This is a genomic window from Microbacterium sp. WHRI 7836 (genome assembly GCF_040223885.2).
In the GTDB taxonomy this organism is placed as follows: domain Bacteria; phylum Actinomycetota; class Actinomycetes; order Actinomycetales; family Microbacteriaceae; genus Microbacterium; species Microbacterium oxydans.
In genome coordinates this window covers 3,557,244-3,572,514 of sequence record NZ_CP168171.1, presented here as the reverse complement: position 1 = coordinate 3,572,514, position 15,271 = coordinate 3,557,244, and the positions used below count along the sequence as shown (strand labels likewise).

Genomic DNA, 15,271 nt, shown 5'->3' with positions numbered 1-15,271 from the left:
TTCAGCGGCCGTCTGCACCGTCGAGCACGCGCGTGCCGATGAGGGTGAGCCATCGCGACGGCGCTCCCTCCTCGGCATCGACCGGGAACCAGGTGCGCCCGGGGAGCGCAGCGCCCTGCAGCCAGGTGCCGTCGTCCTGACGCGACCGCCTCACGAGATCGAGCGCATCGGTGATCCGCGGATCGGACGCGCCTCCCTCGTGCAAGCGGGCGTCGCGGAAGTGGTCGAGAGCGGTCAGCGCGCTGTACTGGTGCCGACTCGGGTAGACGAAGTGCGAGACGAACGGGCCCACGAGCTTGCCCGTCGACTCGCGGTACAGCAGTCGGCGGCGCAGCAGGTACTCCTCGCCCCGGTGCCTCGCCTCGCGCAGGGAATCGTCGCCGGTGAGACGTTCATACGACAGCATGCCGCGCAACGCATTGAGGGTCGAGTGGAACGAGGAGCGCACGGAATCGCCCTCCTCCGCCTCGCAGTTCCATCCGCCGTCGTCGAGCTGGTGCGCCGGGAACCAGCGGGCGAGTTCGGAGACATCGACTCCCAACCAGGCGCCGTTCGCCAGCGTGAAGGCGTTGATGCACACGTCGACCTCACCGCCCCAGAACGGCAGATCCTCGTACTCCCATCGGCAGTTGCGCGCAAGGCGCTCGGCGGTGTCTCCGAGCGCCGCGGCCTCGACGCCCCATTCCCGAAGCTGATTCAACGACCAGCTCGTGGCCGTCCAGGGCTGTATCGGCTGACGCGCCTCCTCGGTCTCGAAGTAGCCGCCGGGGAAGTGCGCTCCGCCGGCCCACTGCCCGTCGGCGTCCTGATGCGCGAGCAGTGCCGCACCCAGTCCCTCGGTCGCCACGCGTCGCCGGGTCGCCTGCCACACCCGTTCCGGTTCTCCCAGGAGGTCGCGTTCCACCTGCCAGCGCAGCGCCGGATCGGAATCGAGCAGCCAGTCCTTGGTCCGAGCCGTGATCGCCATGGGGGCACGCTACCCGTCGACCTGCGCCCCCCGGAAGGGGGTCTAGCTGCGCGTGACAGTGAACCCGGCTCCGCGCACGCGCACCCTTCCCCCACCGACAGCCTGCCCGCGCTGCGAGCCATCGGCCTCGTAGGCGCGTCCCGACCCCGCAGCCAGGGGAGCGACGCGCTGGTCCCGCCCCGTTCCGTCGGCGTAGAGCACGGCGGTCCCGCTCGTGGTCGCGTACACGGCGGAAGCGACGGCAGGTTGGATCACGAGTGCGTCGAGACGCACGTCTCCGCGGCTCGTGCAGCGCACGGTCACGGCCTCGCCCGGCAGATCTCCTCCCAGTCGCTGAGGCACGAGCATCCCGTCGGCCTCGGTCAACCCTCGCTCTCCTGTGCCGCCGGCGGGCGTGGTCGAGCGCCACAGCCGCTTCCGGCCACTGAACACCTCCCACACCGCGTCGCCGACCTCGGCGGACTGCCGCCAGATCAGGCCGTGCAGGATCCCGCCCGCCTCGGTCACGTCGAACTCGACCCACTCGCCGCGAGGGATGCGCACGTATGCGCCGCCGGAGAGGTTGCCTTCACCGATCCAGGCGCCGCCCTCCGGCTGCTCGACCGTTGAGCCGGGCGAGAGTCGTGCGGTCTCCGCCTCCAGCACCCGCAACCCCGAGAACGACCGCAGGCCGGTGATCGATGTCGCGAGGTCGGCCGCATCCCGGTTCGCGTCGAGCAGCTGCATGGTCAGCAGCCCGTGGATCGTCGACTCGGCACCCGAGTTGCGGTTCACCCGCCCGTCGGTCTCGACACCATCGAAGGTGACCCCGGTCGCTGTGTCGTACACCGGAACGCCTGCCGTGTTCGCGCCGAAGAACCATCCGGCGGCGAGTCCTGCGAGCACGCGGAGTCCTTCCCCTCCGACCGCGGACGCCTGGAGCGCGCCGGCCACGCGACCGTGCGCGCCGTAGGCGATCTGCGCCTCGGCCGGAAGCGGTGCCCACGCATTGTGCGGCCCGCCCGATGCGAGCACCTGCGGGGTGAAGCGTCCGGCATCGGACAACGCAGCATCCGACCAGGCTCGTCGACGCAGCAGCGCCCCTCCTCGGGCCAGAGCCTCGGGGGCTGCGGCACCCCACGCGTGCCAGAACCCGAGCGATCCGGCCCACGGCAGAACGGCGCCGAACGGCCAGCCCTGCGAAGGGTCGCTCGCCATCGCCGCGACACCGTCGCCGTAGGTCTGCAACGCAGCGCGGCTGCGTGAGTCACCGGCCTCGGTCGCGGCGACCAGACCGAGCATGGCCTCGGCCGTGGCATCCGCTCCTCCGGCGATCAGCCACCCCGGCAGCCGGCGTCCGTCGCTGTGCACCCACTGCCCGGCGCGCGAGAGCGACTCCCGACCGAGCGCGTCGAGGCACAGGTGCAGGCGGGCGAGGAGGAATGCTGCGAACTCCGGATCGTCGCGACGGAAGGCCGCGTAGCCCTCGCCGAAGGCCCAGACCGAACGGGCGAGCCAGTACGACTCCGCCGAGTCGGAGGGGTCGGGCAGCTCGACAGGGACGGCACTGGGGGTCAGGGTGCCGTCCTCCTGCTGCCACAGCACCACGCGCCCGGCATTCGGACCGGAGGCGGTCTGCAGGAAGGCGAGTGAGCGGAGCACGTCGCGGGCCTCGTCACGGCTCTGCGCGTCGCCCGCTGCCTTCCATTCGCGCAGGAACACGATGGCTGCGCGGGCGATGTCGTCGGCGTTGTACGCGCCCTGCGACCAGTGTCCCGTCACCGCATCCCGTGTGCCACCGCCGACCGGGCGATAGCCGCCTGCGCCGTCGGTGTCGGCGTAGGTCCAGGGCGCGCGGACCGCCGGTTGCGCCTCGATTCCGAACGTGGTGTGGGTCGCGCTCGCGACGACGGGAACATCGGCGAGGAGGAATCGCAGGTGGGCGAGGTTCGTCAGCCGTGGTCGACGCGCAGCCTCGGACGGCAGCACTGCGGTGCCGGTCGCAGTGTTCGTCGCGCCCCTGGCGGCGTCGACGGGGAGGAGGGCGAGCGCGGAGGCCGCCGCCGTGAACGCCAGGAAGGTGCGTCGAGAGGCGTCCATGTCCTCACGCCTCTCCGCCGTCGCGCAGCGCGCGACCCCACGACTCGGCCGGATCGTGGATCGCGACCGCCAGAGTCGTGTCGGACTGCCCGTAGTACGCGAACCACTTTCCGTGGAACTTCACGAGCCCCTCCACGAAGGTCACGTTCGAGACGAGCCCGTGCATGTCCTCGAAGGTCTGCGGGCGCAGCCACGGCTCCTGCAGGCGGGCGATGACCTTCGTCGGCTCGTCCGGGTCGATGGCGATCTGCCCGCAGCGGTAGTCGACGTCGACGGTGCCGTCGTCGTGCACCACGCGGGTGGCACCGTTCGTGAGGAACAGCAGCAGCCCGTTGTCGGTGACCACAGGGGAGGTGCCGATCTCGACCAGCGCCTCGTCCCAGGTGCCGGGCGTCGGCGAGTACATCGGCTCGGTGTCGGCGGTGCCGGGAGTCCAGTGGATCAGGTCGTCGCTGGTCGCCCAGTAGATCGCGCCCTCGCCGAAGTACATCCACCACTTGCCGTGCATCCGCTGCGGAACGATGACCCCGGCCTTGGACCAGTTGAAGCCGCGCGGGTCCATGGTCTTGAAGGTGTCGAAGTCGTCGAAGAGCGGGCCGTGCTTGGTCCAGGTGCGCAGGTCGGTCGAGGTCGCCAGGCACAGTTGTGCACTCCGGCGGTCCCAGCCCGTGTAGGTGAGGTAGTACGTGCCGTCGATCAGCGCGATGCGCGGGTCTTCGCACCCGTAGGTCTCGTAGTCCTCGGAGGGGGAGAGGATCGGCGCATCCTCTCGGGTGAACGTCACCCCGTCCGTCGATCGGGCGATGCCGATGTGGGAGACGATGTCGTCGGCGTGCGCCCGGTAGAGCAGCACGATCTCGTCGCCGTCGACGATGGCCGCCGGGTTGTAGAGGTTGGCCGACTCCCAGCTGTCTCCGCGCGGACGCAGGATCGGGTTGCCCTCGTAGGGCGTGAACGGACCGAGGGGGAAGGAGGCTCCGGAGAACATGGGGGCCCTTTCTTGCTGGGGGATGGAGGCTAGCCTTTGACGGCCGCGCCGAGATCGGTGGCCTTGAAGAAGCGCTGGAAGACGACGAACAGGATGACGACGGGGAACGCGAGCGCCGTGGCGCCGGCGAGGATCGCACCGTTCGGGTTGGCCGTGGACTGCGCCACGTTGGAGATGTAGTTCGCCAGTGACACGGCCAGCGGCTGCAGGCTCGCATCCTTCGTGATGAGGAAGGGCCAGAGGAACTCGTTCCAGGGGCCGATGAAGGTGACCAGCACGACCGTGACCAGCACGGGGCGGATGAGCGGGATCGCGACGGATGTCAGCAGACGGATCTCGCCCGCACCGTCGATCCGCGCCGCTTCGAAGATCTCCACCGGCAGCGCCTTGAAGAACTGCACGAAGATGAACACCGCCGTGGTGTTGATCAGGAACGGCAGGATCATGCCCATGTACGAGTCGCCGAGGCCGTAGTTGCGCGTGATCTGCACGTAGAGCGGGATCATCAGCAGCTGGAACGGCACCATCTGCACGAGCAGCATCAGCACCCAGATCACGCCGCGCCCACGGAAGTCGAGACGGGCGATCGCGTAGCCGGCGAGCAGGCCGAACACGACGGTCCCCAGCAGCACGCCGGCTGTGAAGATCAGCGAGTTCAGCAGCGAGCCGACCAGGTCGATGCGCGAGTCGATCGCGACGAAGTTGTCGACCGTCCACCCGCTCGTCGGGAACAGCTCGCTGGGGGAGTTCGTCGGACTCTCCTGGAACGCCCCCACGATCATGAAGTAGAACGGGAAGGCGAAGCCGATGGCCGCGATCGTGAGCAGGACGATGCTCAGGATGCGGGGGACTGAACGCGTGCGCTTCATCATCGCTCCCTGGTCGCGCGGTTGGCCGCCAGCGAGAGCATGCCGACGAGGATCACGAGGATCATGCCGATGGCCGCTGCGGTGTCGGGGTTCTGCTGCTGGATGCCCAGCTGATAGATCAACAGCACCGGTGTGGTCGACGCGCCGTCGGGCCCGCCCCCGTTGGTGAGCAGATACGGCTCGGTGAAGAGGTTGGCTCCGGTGATGATCGACAGGATCAGCACGAGCGTCGTGGCGCTGCGCACTCCGGGGATCGTGACGTGCCGGAAGCGCGAGAACACCCCGGCACCGTCGGTCTCCGCCGACTCGTACAGCTCCTTCGGCACGTTCTGCAGCGCCGCCAGATACAGCAGGATGTAGAAGCCGAGCTGCTTCCAGGTCACGTAGAACGCGATCATCGGCATCGCGAGTCCGCTGTTGACGAGCCACGACGGGTCGGGAGCGAGCGGGCCGAGGATCGTGTTGATCAGCCCGTTGCCCGAGAACAGCAGCATCCACACGCCGACCAGCGAGACGCTCGCCGTGAGATACGGCACATAGAACGCGACTCGGTACGCCGCGACCCACCGGATGCCGGTGTTCAGGGCCGCGGCGAGCACCAGGGCGAGCACGGCCGTGAGGGGCACGTTGATGACCAGGAAGATCAGGGTGTTGCGGAACGAGCCGAGCACCCGCGGGTCGGTGAGCACCGTGACGAAGTTGTCGAAGCCCACGAACGGGCGGTCGACCTCGGTGCCGGGAGCGGTGAAGAAGTAGTCGTGGAAGGCGATGTAGACCGCGAACGCGAGGGGGTAGGCGAAGATCGCGATCACGAACACGAAGTACGGCAGCGCGAACAGTCCGCCGATCGGTTGCGCACCCAGCCATCGGGTGCGCAACCTCTTCTTGTCGGTCACGGCGTCACTCGGCGACGAGCGCGTCGATCTTCTTCGCCGCGTTCCCGAGGAAGTCGTCGATCGACTCCTTGTCGAAGATCACGGCCGAAGAGTACTCGTCGCGGAATGCCTGCCACGCCTCGACGGAGTTCGGGATGCTGGGCACGTCGGCGGTCTTCTCTGCCTGCTCGGCGAACGCCACGTAGTTCGGGTTCGCGGCGAAGTAGTCGCCGTAGGTGTCGGTGAGGCCGGTGCGCATCGGCATCTGCCCCGTGGCCTCGAGCAGCTGGCCGTCGCTGTCCTCGCTGGTGGAGAACTTCAGGAACTCCCACGCCGTGCCCTGGTTCTTGCACGCCGTGAACATCGACACGCTCTTCGAGTCGGCGAACGTCGTGGGGGCCTCGCGGCCGTCGCTGGTCGGCACCGGCATGAAGCCTACGTCGACCGTGTCGGCGTAGGAGGGGATCGCCCAGGGGCCGGCGAGCTGCATGGCGGTGGTGCCGGCCGACATCGCGTCGTCGGTCGACGCCTCGTTCGGCGACAGCTTCTCGTCGTAGAAGGTCTTCCAGAACTCCGAGACGGTGCGCCCGGCATCGGAGTCGAACGTGGACTTGCCGTCTTCGACGAGCATCGTGCCGTCGGTCTCGGCCAGGTACAGGGGATAGAAGTCGAACCACGGCTGGTAGAACTCACTCGTCGGCGCCGGCCAGATCGCACTCTGCACGCCCGAGGCGACGATCGCGCGCGACCCCTCGAGGAACGCGTCGTACGTGTTCATCTGCGGGTTCTCGGGGTCGATCCCCGCGGCCTGGAAGAGTGCCTTGTTGTACATGACCATCACGGGGTTCGACTTCCACGGGAGCTGGTAGAAGCTGCCATCGCTCGCGTAGGCGTCGACCTCTCCGCCGCGCTCGGTGATGTAGTCGCTGCCGCCGTCGATCTTGCTGAGGTCGACGAGTCCGCCCTGCTTGACCCAGCCCGAGACCGCGGCCGGCGCCACGTTGTAGACGAGGCAGGGAGCCGTGCCCGCGGTGATCGCGGCGGTGATCGCCTCTTCCGACGACGAGCCGGCGGGGATCTCCTGCGCCTTGACCTTCTCGTCGGGGTGCTCGGCGTTCCATGCCTCGACCACTGCGGTGCCCCAGGCGAGTTCCTGTTCGTTGTTGGAGAGCCAGATGCTGATGGGCCCGGTGCCGTCGGCGGATCCTTCGCCCCCTCCGGCCGAGCATCCGGTGGCGATGAGAGCGGTGGCGCCGATCAGGGCGATTGCGCGGAGCTTCTTCATGGTGTCCTCCTTGACACTGCGGGTGATGACGCTGCGGGTGGTGATGCTGTGGTGATGCGGATATCGACTAGCTCGTGCTCTCCCGGAAGTGCACGACGTTGCAGTCGACGATCTCGGTGCGCGGCTGCGCCCCGAGGATGTCTGCCCGCAGGAGGCGGGCGGCGGCGCGGCCCCGGGCCGCGGGGTCGGACGAGACGCTGGTCAGCGCCGGAGACAGGTGGGCGGAGAGGTGGTCGTCATCGAAGCCCGAGATCGCGAGGTCCTGCGGGATCGAGAGGCCCTGGGAGCGCGCGTAGGAGAGGCCGGCGATGGCCATGGTGTCGTTCGAGTAGAGGACCGCGGTCGGGCGGTCGGGCAGGGCGAGGAGCTCGGCGGTGCGGGTGCGCCCGCTCGCGGCGGTGAAATCGCCCTCGCGGAGCAGCTCGTCGTCGCCGATCGCCGCGACGTACGCGTCGGCGCGCGCCTTCGAGTGCACGTAGTCGAGCGGACCCGAGACGTGGGCGATGCGCTCGTGCCCGGCGGCCCGGAGGTGCGCGATGATCTCGCGGACCGGGGCGGTGTCGTCGGTGCGCACGCACGAGAACCCGGTCGGCTGGTCGTAGGCGCCCACCAGCACGGTGGGCAGTCCGAGGTCGTCGAGGAAGGGCACGCGCCAGTCGTCGGTGCGCAGGTCGAGCAGGAGGGCACCGTCGGCCCTGCCGTGGGTGAGCGTGCGGTAGGCGCGCTCTTCGGCATCGCGGCCGGAGACGACCTGGAGCAGGAGTGCCGTCTCGGTCTCGGCGAGCACCGACTCGACGCCGGCGATGAACGCGGGGAAGAAGGAGTCGTTCGCGATGACCTGGGGATCGCGAGCGAGCACCACGGCGACGGCGTTGGCCCGACGGGTGGCGAGGGCTCGCGCGCTCTGGCTCGGTGCCCAGTTCAGCTTCTCGGCCGCAGCGAGCACCTTCGCCTTCGTCTCGTCGGAGATCGGGCGGTTGCCGCTGAGGGCGTGCGAGACCGTGGCCTTCGTGACGCCTGCTTCGCGAGCGACATCGGCGATGGTCGTGCGGCTCATGCCACCTCCTCGTGGATTCCGGACGCTCCGATGCGCTCATCGGTGAACCGGTTTGACGAGTGTAAACCGGTTTGATCGCGGAAGTCAACGATGCCATCCGATTCCTCCGGAGGTATGGCGAGAGGCGGGATCAGACGAAGCGGACGGTCTGCTGCAGCCGCGTGCGCACGTCGAACAGCTCGTTGCCGCCGATCGCCCGCGCCTGCGGGACGCCCTGGCGCAGCACCATGGCGAGGGCGCTGCGTCGTACCACGACGACCGGAACTCCGCGGCTCGTGCCCAGCGGCGTGACGGCCTGGGCGAGGTCGTCATCGGGCAGCACGATGATCACGCCGCCGAAGCGCACGCGCGCAGCCTTGGCGATCGTGCGCATCCTGCTGAGCGCGGCGGTGACGGGCGCGCGGGTTCCCAGGCTCGGGCCGGTGATCTCTCCGCGACGGAAGCCGACCACTCCGCCGAAGTCCTCCGACATCACGCCGTACAGTCCTGAAGGCCCCAGCACCACGTGATCGAGCTTGTCGTCGGCATCCGCTCCCACCGCGACGTCGTGCCACACCGTGAAGCCCATGCCGAGGTCGGACACCGTGCGGGCCGTGGCCTCTTCTGCCAGGGCGTCGGCGAGGAGTCGACGCAGATCGCGCGGAGCCGAGCGCACGAGGGCGGGGTCGTAGGGATCGGGGACCTCGACGCCGCGGCCGGCCCATTCGCGGATGAGTGCGAGGTAGCGCTCACGACGCCATCCGCCGGGGTGGCCGTAGGAGCGGGCGCGGGGGCGGGTGTCGGTGCGGGCTGCGGGCGGGCGCCATCCGCTCCACTCCGCCGCGGGGTCGGCTGCTGCGCCGGGCGTCGTGGTCGGTACGCCGGTGCGGCGGTCGTAGGCGGCGCGGCTCTCGACGGTGCCGACCAGCTCCCACGCGCGCTGCACCTGGATGAAGACCGCGGCGTCGCCGCCGGTGTCCGGATGCGTCTGGCGCAACCTCAGACGATAGGCACGGCGCAGCTCGACGTCATCGACGGTGGGGTCGACTTCGAGGATCTCGTAGGCCGAAGCCGAGAGCGGACTGTCGAACATCGCTCTCCCTCCGCGACCGCGGCATCCAGGATATCCGCCGCTCCTTGTGGGTTGGCCGATCCGACAAGCCTCAGGCGGGCACGTCGACGATGCGCTCCACCCCGAGGACCGGGGTGATCGAGCCGGCGGATGCCGCGGCCAGGTCATCGGCCAGGCGGGGGAGCTCTTCTTCGGGCGCCCACAGTTCGAGCGTGGCCATCGCCGCGTATGCGGGGTCGCCGAGCGTCGCGCCGTGATGCGTCGCCCACTCGCGCAGCAGATTGTCGTAGCGCCCCGCCTCGGCGTGCGGCACCTCGAGCGTGACCTGGCGGAGGGCCGCTCGCCGCACGAGCGAGGCCAGATCGAGCGCCTCGGACACGGCGGAGGAGTAGGCACGCACCAGGCCGCCCGCGCCGAGTTTCACGCCGCCGAAGTAGCGGGTCACCACTGCGACCACATCGGTCAGGTCGCGCCGCCGCAGCACTTCGAGCATCGGGATGCCCGCGGTCCCCGACGGCTCACCGTCATCAGAGGACCGCGCCTGATCGCCGAGCAGTCCGGTCACCATCGCGGTGCAGTTGTGGTTGGCGTCCCACGCCCGCTTGCGGATGCCGGCGATCACGGCCTCGGCCTGCTCGACAGAAGCCACGGGCTCGATGCGGGTCAGGAAGCGCGACTTGCGGATGACGATCTCGTGCTCGACAGCGGTCGCGATGGTCGCGGGGTAGCTGCGGGCCGAGGTCACCCGCTTCACGATACCGAGGCCGCACGTCGGTCAACGGTCGACGAACGCCATCTGCTGCGGGTTGTAGCGGTCGCCACTCACCCCGATGCGCGTCGCGAGGGTCGAGAGGTCGGCGACCTCGTCGGCCGAGAGCGCGACGGCCGTGCTCCCGGCGTTCTCCGCGATACGCGCGGTGCGCCTTGTGCCGGGGATCGGCACGATCCACGGCTGCTGGGCGAGCAGCCAGGCCAGCGCGATCTGCCCGGGGGCGGCCTCCTTCGCCGCGGCCAGCTCGGCGACGTGCGCGACGAGCGCCTGGTTCGCCGTCCTGTTCTCGGCCGTGAACCGCGGGATCGTGGCGCGGATGTCCCCGGCGGCGAAGTCGGCCGCGGTGTCGACGGTGCCGGTCAGGAATCCCTTGCCGAGCGGGCTGAAGGGTACGAAACCGATGCCCAGTTCGGCGAGCACCGGCAGGATCTCGGCCTCGGGGTCACGGGTCCACAGCGAATATTCGCTCTGCAGTGCGGTCACGGGGTGCACGGCGTGGGCGCGGCGGATGGTGTCCGCCGACGCCTCGGAGAGCCCGAAGTGGCGCACCTTGCCTTCCGCGATCAGCTCGCCGACGGTCCCGGCCACGTCCTCGATCGGCACCTCGGGGTCGACGCGGTGCTGGTAGAACAGATCGATCACATCGGTGCGCAGACTCCGCAGCGAGGCCTCGGCCACCCGCCGTATCTGCTCAGGGCGGCTGTTCAGCCCCACGCTCCTGCCGTCCACGATGTCCCACCCGAACTTGGTCGCGAGCACGACCCGGTCGCGGAGGGGTTCGAGAGCCTCGCCGACGAGCTCCTCGTTCACGTACGGGCCGTACACCTCGGCCGTATCGAAGAAGTCGACGCCGTGATCGAGTGCCGACCGCAGCACGGCGATCATGTCGTCGCGGCTGCCCGGGTTGGGTCCGTAGCTCTGCGACATGCCCATGCAGCCGAGGCCGACCGCCGAGACCTGCAGGCCCTGTCCGAGAGTGCGTGTGTGCATGGGGTGGTCCTTTCCTCGTGGTCGCAGACGGATCGGCGGCGCTGGATCCGACGTTACGCGCGGGCACGATCGCGAGGGAGTCCCTGACAGAACCCCGCTGACCGGAACCCCCTTCCAGGTGTGGGCGGATCCATCGAACGGTGGAGAGGGGTGTCAGCCCCCTGTCCGATCCCCGCGACGGGGGCGGCGGCTGGACTGGATGCATGCTCCGCACCCTCCGTTCCCTTCCCCTGTGGCTCACCTCGCGGCGCGGCGGGTGGATCTCCCTGCTCGTCGCGCTCGTCGCGTTCACCGCTCTGCTCGGCGCGCTGGGTCGGGCATCGCTCCCCGCGGGAAACGATGTGGCTCCGCCGGACTCCGAATCCGCGCGGGCGGCCGTGCTCGCCGCGGGCTTCGAAGATGCGGACGAGGGCACCGTGCTCCTGGTCGCGACCAGAGACGACGGTGCGCAGCTCGGCGATGCCGACCTCGACGCCCTCTCCGATCTCGCGGCGGACGTCCGAGCCGAGACCGGGCGCGAGCCGCACGGACCGATCGTCAGCGACGACGGAGAGGCCGCGGCGATCCAGGCGACGCTGACCCTGGAAGACGACGATGCCGCCGCGGACGCCGTGCGCGATCTGCGCGGCACCGTGACGCAGCATCCGATCGACGGGGTGAGCGTACAGGTCACCGGCGGACCGGCGTTCGGTGTGGACGTCGCCTCGGCGTTCGACGGAGCCGACTTCACGCTGTTGATGGTGACCCTCGGGATCGTGGCGCTGCTGCTCATCGTCACGTACCGCTCGCCTGTGCTGTGGATGGTCCCCCTGGTGGTGGTCGCGCTCGCCGATCAGCTCGCGAACAAGGCGACGGCGGCGATCGGGGCGGGTCTCGGACTGCAGTTCGACTCCGGCATCGTGAGTGTTCTCGTCTTCGGCGCCGGCACGAACTACGCCCTCCTGCTGATCTCGCGCTATCGCGAGGAGCTCGCGCGCGAGACCGACCACCGCCGTGCCCTCGTGGGCGCATGGCGGGCCACTGCACCGGCGATCGTCGCCTCGAACGTGACCGTGGTCCTCGCTCTGTCGACCCTGACCCTTGCGGTGATCCCCGGTACACGCGGGCTCGGTATCGCGTCGGCCGTGGGACTCCTGATCGCGCTCGCCGCCGTGCTGCTGGTGCTGCCACCCGCGCTCGCCGTATGCGGGCGGCGCCTCTTCTGGCCGTTCGCGCCGCGGGTGGGCGACGCCGCCGTGACGGGTCGTGTGTGGGGTGCGGTGGCGCAGCGCGTCTCCCTGCGCCCGTGGGTGCCCCTGGTCGGTGCGCTCGCGTTGCTCGGCGTCTTCGCGGGTGGTCTCGCGGGGGCCTCGGTCGGGCTCACGCAAGTCGAGAAGTTCCGTGTCGCTTCCGAGTCGGCGGCGGGTCTCACAGCGCTCGGCGAGCACTTCCCCGCGGGAGAGGCCCAGCCGATGATCGTGATCGGCGATGTGGCGGACACCGATGCGCTGACCGCGGCGATCGGCGATGTGCCCGGGGTGCTCCGGGTGTCGACGACGGGGGAGAGCACCGACGGCGCGCTCGTCCGGCTGCTCGTCGTGGGACATCCCGCGCCGGGAACGCCCGAGAGCCTCGACCTGGTCGGGGCAGTGCGAGAGGCCGCGCACGCCGTGCCCGGTGACGCCGTGGTCGGTGGCCCGGTGGCGGCCGACCTCGACGCCCGCGAGGGCAACCAGCACGACCTGCTCCTGATCGTTCCCCTCGTGCTCGCGGTCAGTCTGCTCGTGCTCATCGTGCTCCTGCGCTCCCTGGTGGCACCCGTGTTGCTGCTCGCGGTGAACATCCTCAGCGCGGTCGCCGCGATCGGTGCGGGCACCTGGCTGAGCCGAGTCTTGTTCGGATGGGAGGCGCTGGACCTGCAGGTGCCGCTGCTCTCGTTCCTGTTCCTCGTGGCGCTGGGGATCGACTACACGATCTTCCTCGTCCACAGGACTCGCGTGGAGGCACGGACCGTCGGCACCCGTCAGGGGATGGTGCGCGCACTCACGGCGACGGGTGGCGTCATCACCAGTGCGGGTGTCGTGCTCGCCGCGGTGTTCGCCGCGCTCGGATTGCTGCCCCTGGTCACGCTCGGGCAGATCGGGCTCATCGTCGGCATCGGAGTGCTGGTCGACACCTTCGTGGTGCGCACACTGGTGGTTCCGGCGATCTTCGCGATCGTCGGCGAGCGGATGTGGTGGCCGGGAACCGCAGGGCGGAGAAGATCCCGGGCGGATCGAGGCGGAGAACGGCCGGACGGGGGAGAATACGAGCATGCCGCCGTCCCCAGCACCCGAGATGCGAGCTGAGTCGTCGCGGCCGGAGTCGTCGCGGCCGGAGCGTGCGGCAGGCTTTCGCGCTCCGCGCACGTGGGCGAGCCTGGTGGGGTCTATCCGGATCGGCCAGGCCGTCATCACCGTGGTGCTGCTCGTGGTCGGAGTCTGGCGCGCGGCGGCGGACGGCGTCCCGCTGCCGTGGGTGCTCGCCCTCTCGCTCGTCTTCCTCGGCTGGTACGGAGGAGGGTTGCTGCTCAGCGAGCGCACCTCCGACCGCCGTCTGGCGACGTGGTGGCTGCTCGGACTCACACTCATCTGGCTCGGCGCGGTCGTGGTGTCGCCGGAGTTCGTCTGGCTCGCGTTCCCCCTGTGGTTGCTCGCCGGGTTCGTGATGCGCCTGCGCTGGGCGCTGCTGCTCAGCGCGGCCGTCCTCGTCGTCGTGGTGACCGCTCCGCTGCTGCACACCGGCACCACGACCTATGCGAACGTGATCGGGCCTCTCGTCGGCGGAGTCTTCGCTCTAGGGATCTCCCGCGGATACCTCGAGCTCGTCCGCGATGGACGGGAGCGACGCCGACTGATCGCCTCGCTCGTGGCCACCCAGGAGGAGATGGCCGCGCTGCAGGACGAGCTGGCTCGCACCCAGCGCGAGTCGGGGGCGAGCGAGGAGCGCACCAGGGTGTCGCGCGACATCCACGACACCGTGGCGCAGAGCCTGTCGTCGATCGGGATGCTCACACGGTCCGCCCTGGAGGCGGACGACCCGGCGCAGCGTACCCGTGCCCTCGAACAGATCGGTGCGCTCGCTGCGGAGGGGATGGCCGATGCGCGGCGCATCGTGAACGCCCTGATGCCGGCCGAGCTCGAATCCACCGCGCTCGGCGACGCCCTGGCCCGCATGCTCGAGCGCCTCGCCGAGGAGACCGGGATCGAGGCGACGCTGCACGCCGACGACGACCTGCCGTCGCTCGGCATCGACGCCGAGGTCGCCCTGTTGCGCACGGCGCAGTCGGCCCTCGCGAACGTCCGCTCCCACGCATCCGCGACCAGGGTCGTCGTCACCCTCGCGGACGCCGGCGACGCGGTGCGGCTCGACATCGTCGATGACGGGATCGGTTTCGACGCGCGGCAGTGGGACCGGCAGCGGGACGCGCAGGGTGGCGTCGGCAGCACGGGTGGTGGCTACGGTTTGCGTTCGATGCGCGCGCGCCTGCGGGAACTCGGCGGAGGGCTCGACGTGGAGAGCGCCCCGGGAGACGGCACCGCGCTCTCGGCGCACATCCCCCTCGGCGGCACCGCTCAGGGGCGACGGAACGGAGGGGAGGGATGACCGCGGTGCGCGTGCTGCTCGTCGACGACCACCCCATCGTCCGGGCCGGGGTGCGCTCGCTGTTCGACCATCGCGATGACGTCGAGGTGGTGGGGGAAGCGGCATCCGGTGAGGAGGCCGTGGCCCTTGCGCGGCACCTGCATCCGGACGTCGTGCTGTGCGACCTGCGGCTCGGCGAGGGCATGGACGGCGTGCAGACGACCGCCGCCCTCCGCGCGCAGGAACCGGCACCCGCGGTGCTGATCCTGACGACGTTCGACCGCGACGCCGAGATCCTGGGAGCCATCGAGGCGGGAGCCGCGGGCTACCTCCTCAAGGATGTGGCGCCGGACGACATCGCGCGCGCGATCCGCCAGGCGGCGTCGGGGGCGCTTGTGCTCACCCCCGAGCTCAGCGAGAGGGTGGTGCGGGTGATGCGTGCGCCGAGGGTGCGCCTGACCGACCGGGAGCTCGAGGTGCTGCGTCTGCTCGACACCGGAGCATCCAACCGCGAGATCGCGAAGACCCTGTTCGTCACGGAGGCCACCGTGAAGACCCACCTCGTGCACGTGTTCGAGAAGCTCGGCGCCGACAGCCGTGCACGCGCCATCGCCATCGCGCACGACACCGGTCTGCTCTGAGCCGTCTGTCTGCTCTGAGCGGCTGGGTCCTCTGAGCGGCTGGGTCTTTCGAACGGCTGCGCCCTCGACGGGCCCGTTCTCAACCGTTCGATGG

General features: G+C 70.0%; 13 protein-coding genes. 3 read left to right on the top strand and 10 right to left on the bottom strand.

Translation table 11 applies throughout. The annotated features are described in order from the left end of the window. Nucleotide 1: 1 nt before the first annotated feature. The 10 genes from ABRP18_RS17285 to ABRP18_RS17240 all read right to left on the bottom strand — a co-directional run bounded on the left by ABRP18_RS17285 (nucleotide 2) and on the right by ABRP18_RS17240 (nucleotide 10,933). Entirely contained in the window at nucleotides 2-967 is a 966-nt protein-coding gene (locus ABRP18_RS17285) for a squalene cyclase (RefSeq protein ID WP_113680089.1), read from the bottom strand. 42 nt (nucleotides 968-1,009) lie between these two features. Further along, entirely contained in the window at nucleotides 1,010-3,046 is a 2,037-nt protein-coding gene (locus ABRP18_RS17280; RefSeq protein ID WP_349885107.1) for a hypothetical protein, read from the bottom strand. A 4-nt stretch (nucleotides 3,047-3,050) separates the two neighbouring features. Then, a complete protein-coding gene (locus ABRP18_RS17275) occupies nucleotides 3,051-4,034 on the bottom strand; it encodes a glycoside hydrolase family 130 protein (protein WP_349885105.1) in 984 nt (327 codons plus the stop codon). Nucleotides 4,035-4,063: 29 nt separating this feature from the next. Further along, nucleotides 4,064-4,906 carry a carbohydrate ABC transporter permease gene (locus ABRP18_RS17270; protein WP_141368207.1) on the bottom strand — a complete coding sequence of 281 codons (843 nt, stop codon included), beginning with the start codon at nucleotides 4,904-4,906 and terminating at the stop codon, nucleotides 4,064-4,066. Further along, complete coding sequence (locus ABRP18_RS17265; protein WP_141368208.1) at nucleotides 4,903-5,799, bottom strand: carbohydrate ABC transporter permease; 897 nt, start codon at nucleotides 5,797-5,799, stop codon at nucleotides 4,903-4,905. Before ABRP18_RS17265 ends, ABRP18_RS17270 begins: the two co-directional genes overlap by 4 nt. A gap of 4 nt (nucleotides 5,800-5,803) precedes the next feature. Continuing rightward, nucleotides 5,804-7,063 carry an extracellular solute-binding protein gene (locus ABRP18_RS17260; RefSeq protein WP_349885104.1) on the bottom strand — a complete coding sequence of 420 codons (1,260 nt, stop codon included), beginning with the start codon at nucleotides 7,061-7,063 and terminating at the stop codon, nucleotides 5,804-5,806. A 67-nt stretch (nucleotides 7,064-7,130) separates the two neighbouring features. Then, nucleotides 7,131-8,120 carry a LacI family DNA-binding transcriptional regulator gene (locus ABRP18_RS17255; RefSeq protein ID WP_179515709.1) on the bottom strand — a complete coding sequence of 330 codons (990 nt, stop codon included), beginning with the start codon at nucleotides 8,118-8,120 and terminating at the stop codon, nucleotides 7,131-7,133. A 130-nt stretch (nucleotides 8,121-8,250) separates the two neighbouring features. Then, entirely contained in the window at nucleotides 8,251-9,192 is a 942-nt protein-coding gene (locus ABRP18_RS17250; RefSeq protein ID WP_349885103.1) for a J domain-containing protein, read from the bottom strand. A gap of 70 nt (nucleotides 9,193-9,262) precedes the next feature. Further along, a complete protein-coding gene (locus tag ABRP18_RS17245; protein WP_349885102.1) occupies nucleotides 9,263-9,916 on the bottom strand; it encodes a YigZ family protein in 654 nt (217 codons plus the stop codon). A gap of 30 nt (nucleotides 9,917-9,946) precedes the next feature. After that, the gene (locus tag ABRP18_RS17240; protein WP_349885101.1) at nucleotides 9,947-10,933 is read right to left on the bottom strand and encodes an aldo/keto reductase; all 987 of its coding nucleotides are present in this window, start codon (nucleotides 10,931-10,933) and stop codon (nucleotides 9,947-9,949) included. 203 nt (nucleotides 10,934-11,136) lie between these two features. Between ABRP18_RS17240 and ABRP18_RS17235 the strand changes: the two genes are divergently transcribed. The 3 genes from ABRP18_RS17235 (at nucleotide 11,137) to ABRP18_RS17225 (ending at nucleotide 15,177) form a co-directional block, all read left to right on the top strand. After that, nucleotides 11,137-13,260: an MMPL family transporter gene (locus ABRP18_RS17235; RefSeq protein ID WP_349885100.1), complete on the top strand. Its 2,124-nt coding sequence runs from the start codon at nucleotides 11,137-11,139 to the stop codon at nucleotides 13,258-13,260. A gap of 73 nt (nucleotides 13,261-13,333) precedes the next feature. Then, the gene (locus tag ABRP18_RS17230; protein ID WP_349885099.1) at nucleotides 13,334-14,557 is read left to right on the top strand and encodes a sensor histidine kinase; all 1,224 of its coding nucleotides are present in this window, start codon (nucleotides 13,334-13,336) and stop codon (nucleotides 14,555-14,557) included. Then, a complete protein-coding gene (locus tag ABRP18_RS17225; RefSeq protein WP_046748595.1) occupies nucleotides 14,554-15,177 on the top strand; it encodes a response regulator transcription factor in 624 nt (207 codons plus the stop codon). The genes ABRP18_RS17230 and ABRP18_RS17225 overlap by 4 nt, the downstream gene beginning before the upstream one ends. The last annotated feature ends 94 nt before the right edge of the window (nucleotides 15,178-15,271 follow it).

Excerpts from the sequence above, each read along its gene's own strand:
- ABRP18_RS17285 (WP_113680089.1), bottom strand. The coding sequence starts at position 967 with ATGGCGATCACGGCTCGGACCAAGGACTGGCTGCTCGATTCCGATCCG.
- ABRP18_RS17280 (WP_349885107.1), bottom strand. The coding sequence starts at position 3,046 with ATGGACGCCTCTCGACGCACCTTCCTGGCGTTCACGGCGGCGGCCTCC.
- ABRP18_RS17275 (WP_349885105.1), bottom strand. The coding sequence starts at position 4,034 with ATGTTCTCCGGAGCCTCCTTCCCCCTCGGTCCGTTCACGCCCTACGAG.
- ABRP18_RS17270 (WP_141368207.1), bottom strand. The coding sequence starts at position 4,906 with ATGATGAAGCGCACGCGTTCAGTCCCCCGCATCCTGAGCATCGTCCTG.
- ABRP18_RS17260 (WP_349885104.1), bottom strand. The coding sequence starts at position 7,063 with ATGAAGAAGCTCCGCGCAATCGCCCTGATCGGCGCCACCGCTCTCATC.
- ABRP18_RS17255 (WP_179515709.1), bottom strand. The coding sequence starts at position 8,120 with ATGAGCCGCACGACCATCGCCGATGTCGCTCGCGAAGCAGGCGTCACG.
- ABRP18_RS17250 (WP_349885103.1), bottom strand. The coding sequence starts at position 9,192 with ATGTTCGACAGTCCGCTCTCGGCTTCGGCCTACGAGATCCTCGAAGTC.
- ABRP18_RS17240 (WP_349885101.1), bottom strand. The coding sequence starts at position 10,933 with ATGCACACACGCACTCTCGGACAGGGCCTGCAGGTCTCGGCGGTCGGC.
- ABRP18_RS17235 (WP_349885100.1), top strand. The coding sequence starts at position 11,137 with ATGCTCCGCACCCTCCGTTCCCTTCCCCTGTGGCTCACCTCGCGGCGC.
- ABRP18_RS17225 (WP_046748595.1), top strand. The coding sequence starts at position 14,554 with ATGACCGCGGTGCGCGTGCTGCTCGTCGACGACCACCCCATCGTCCGG.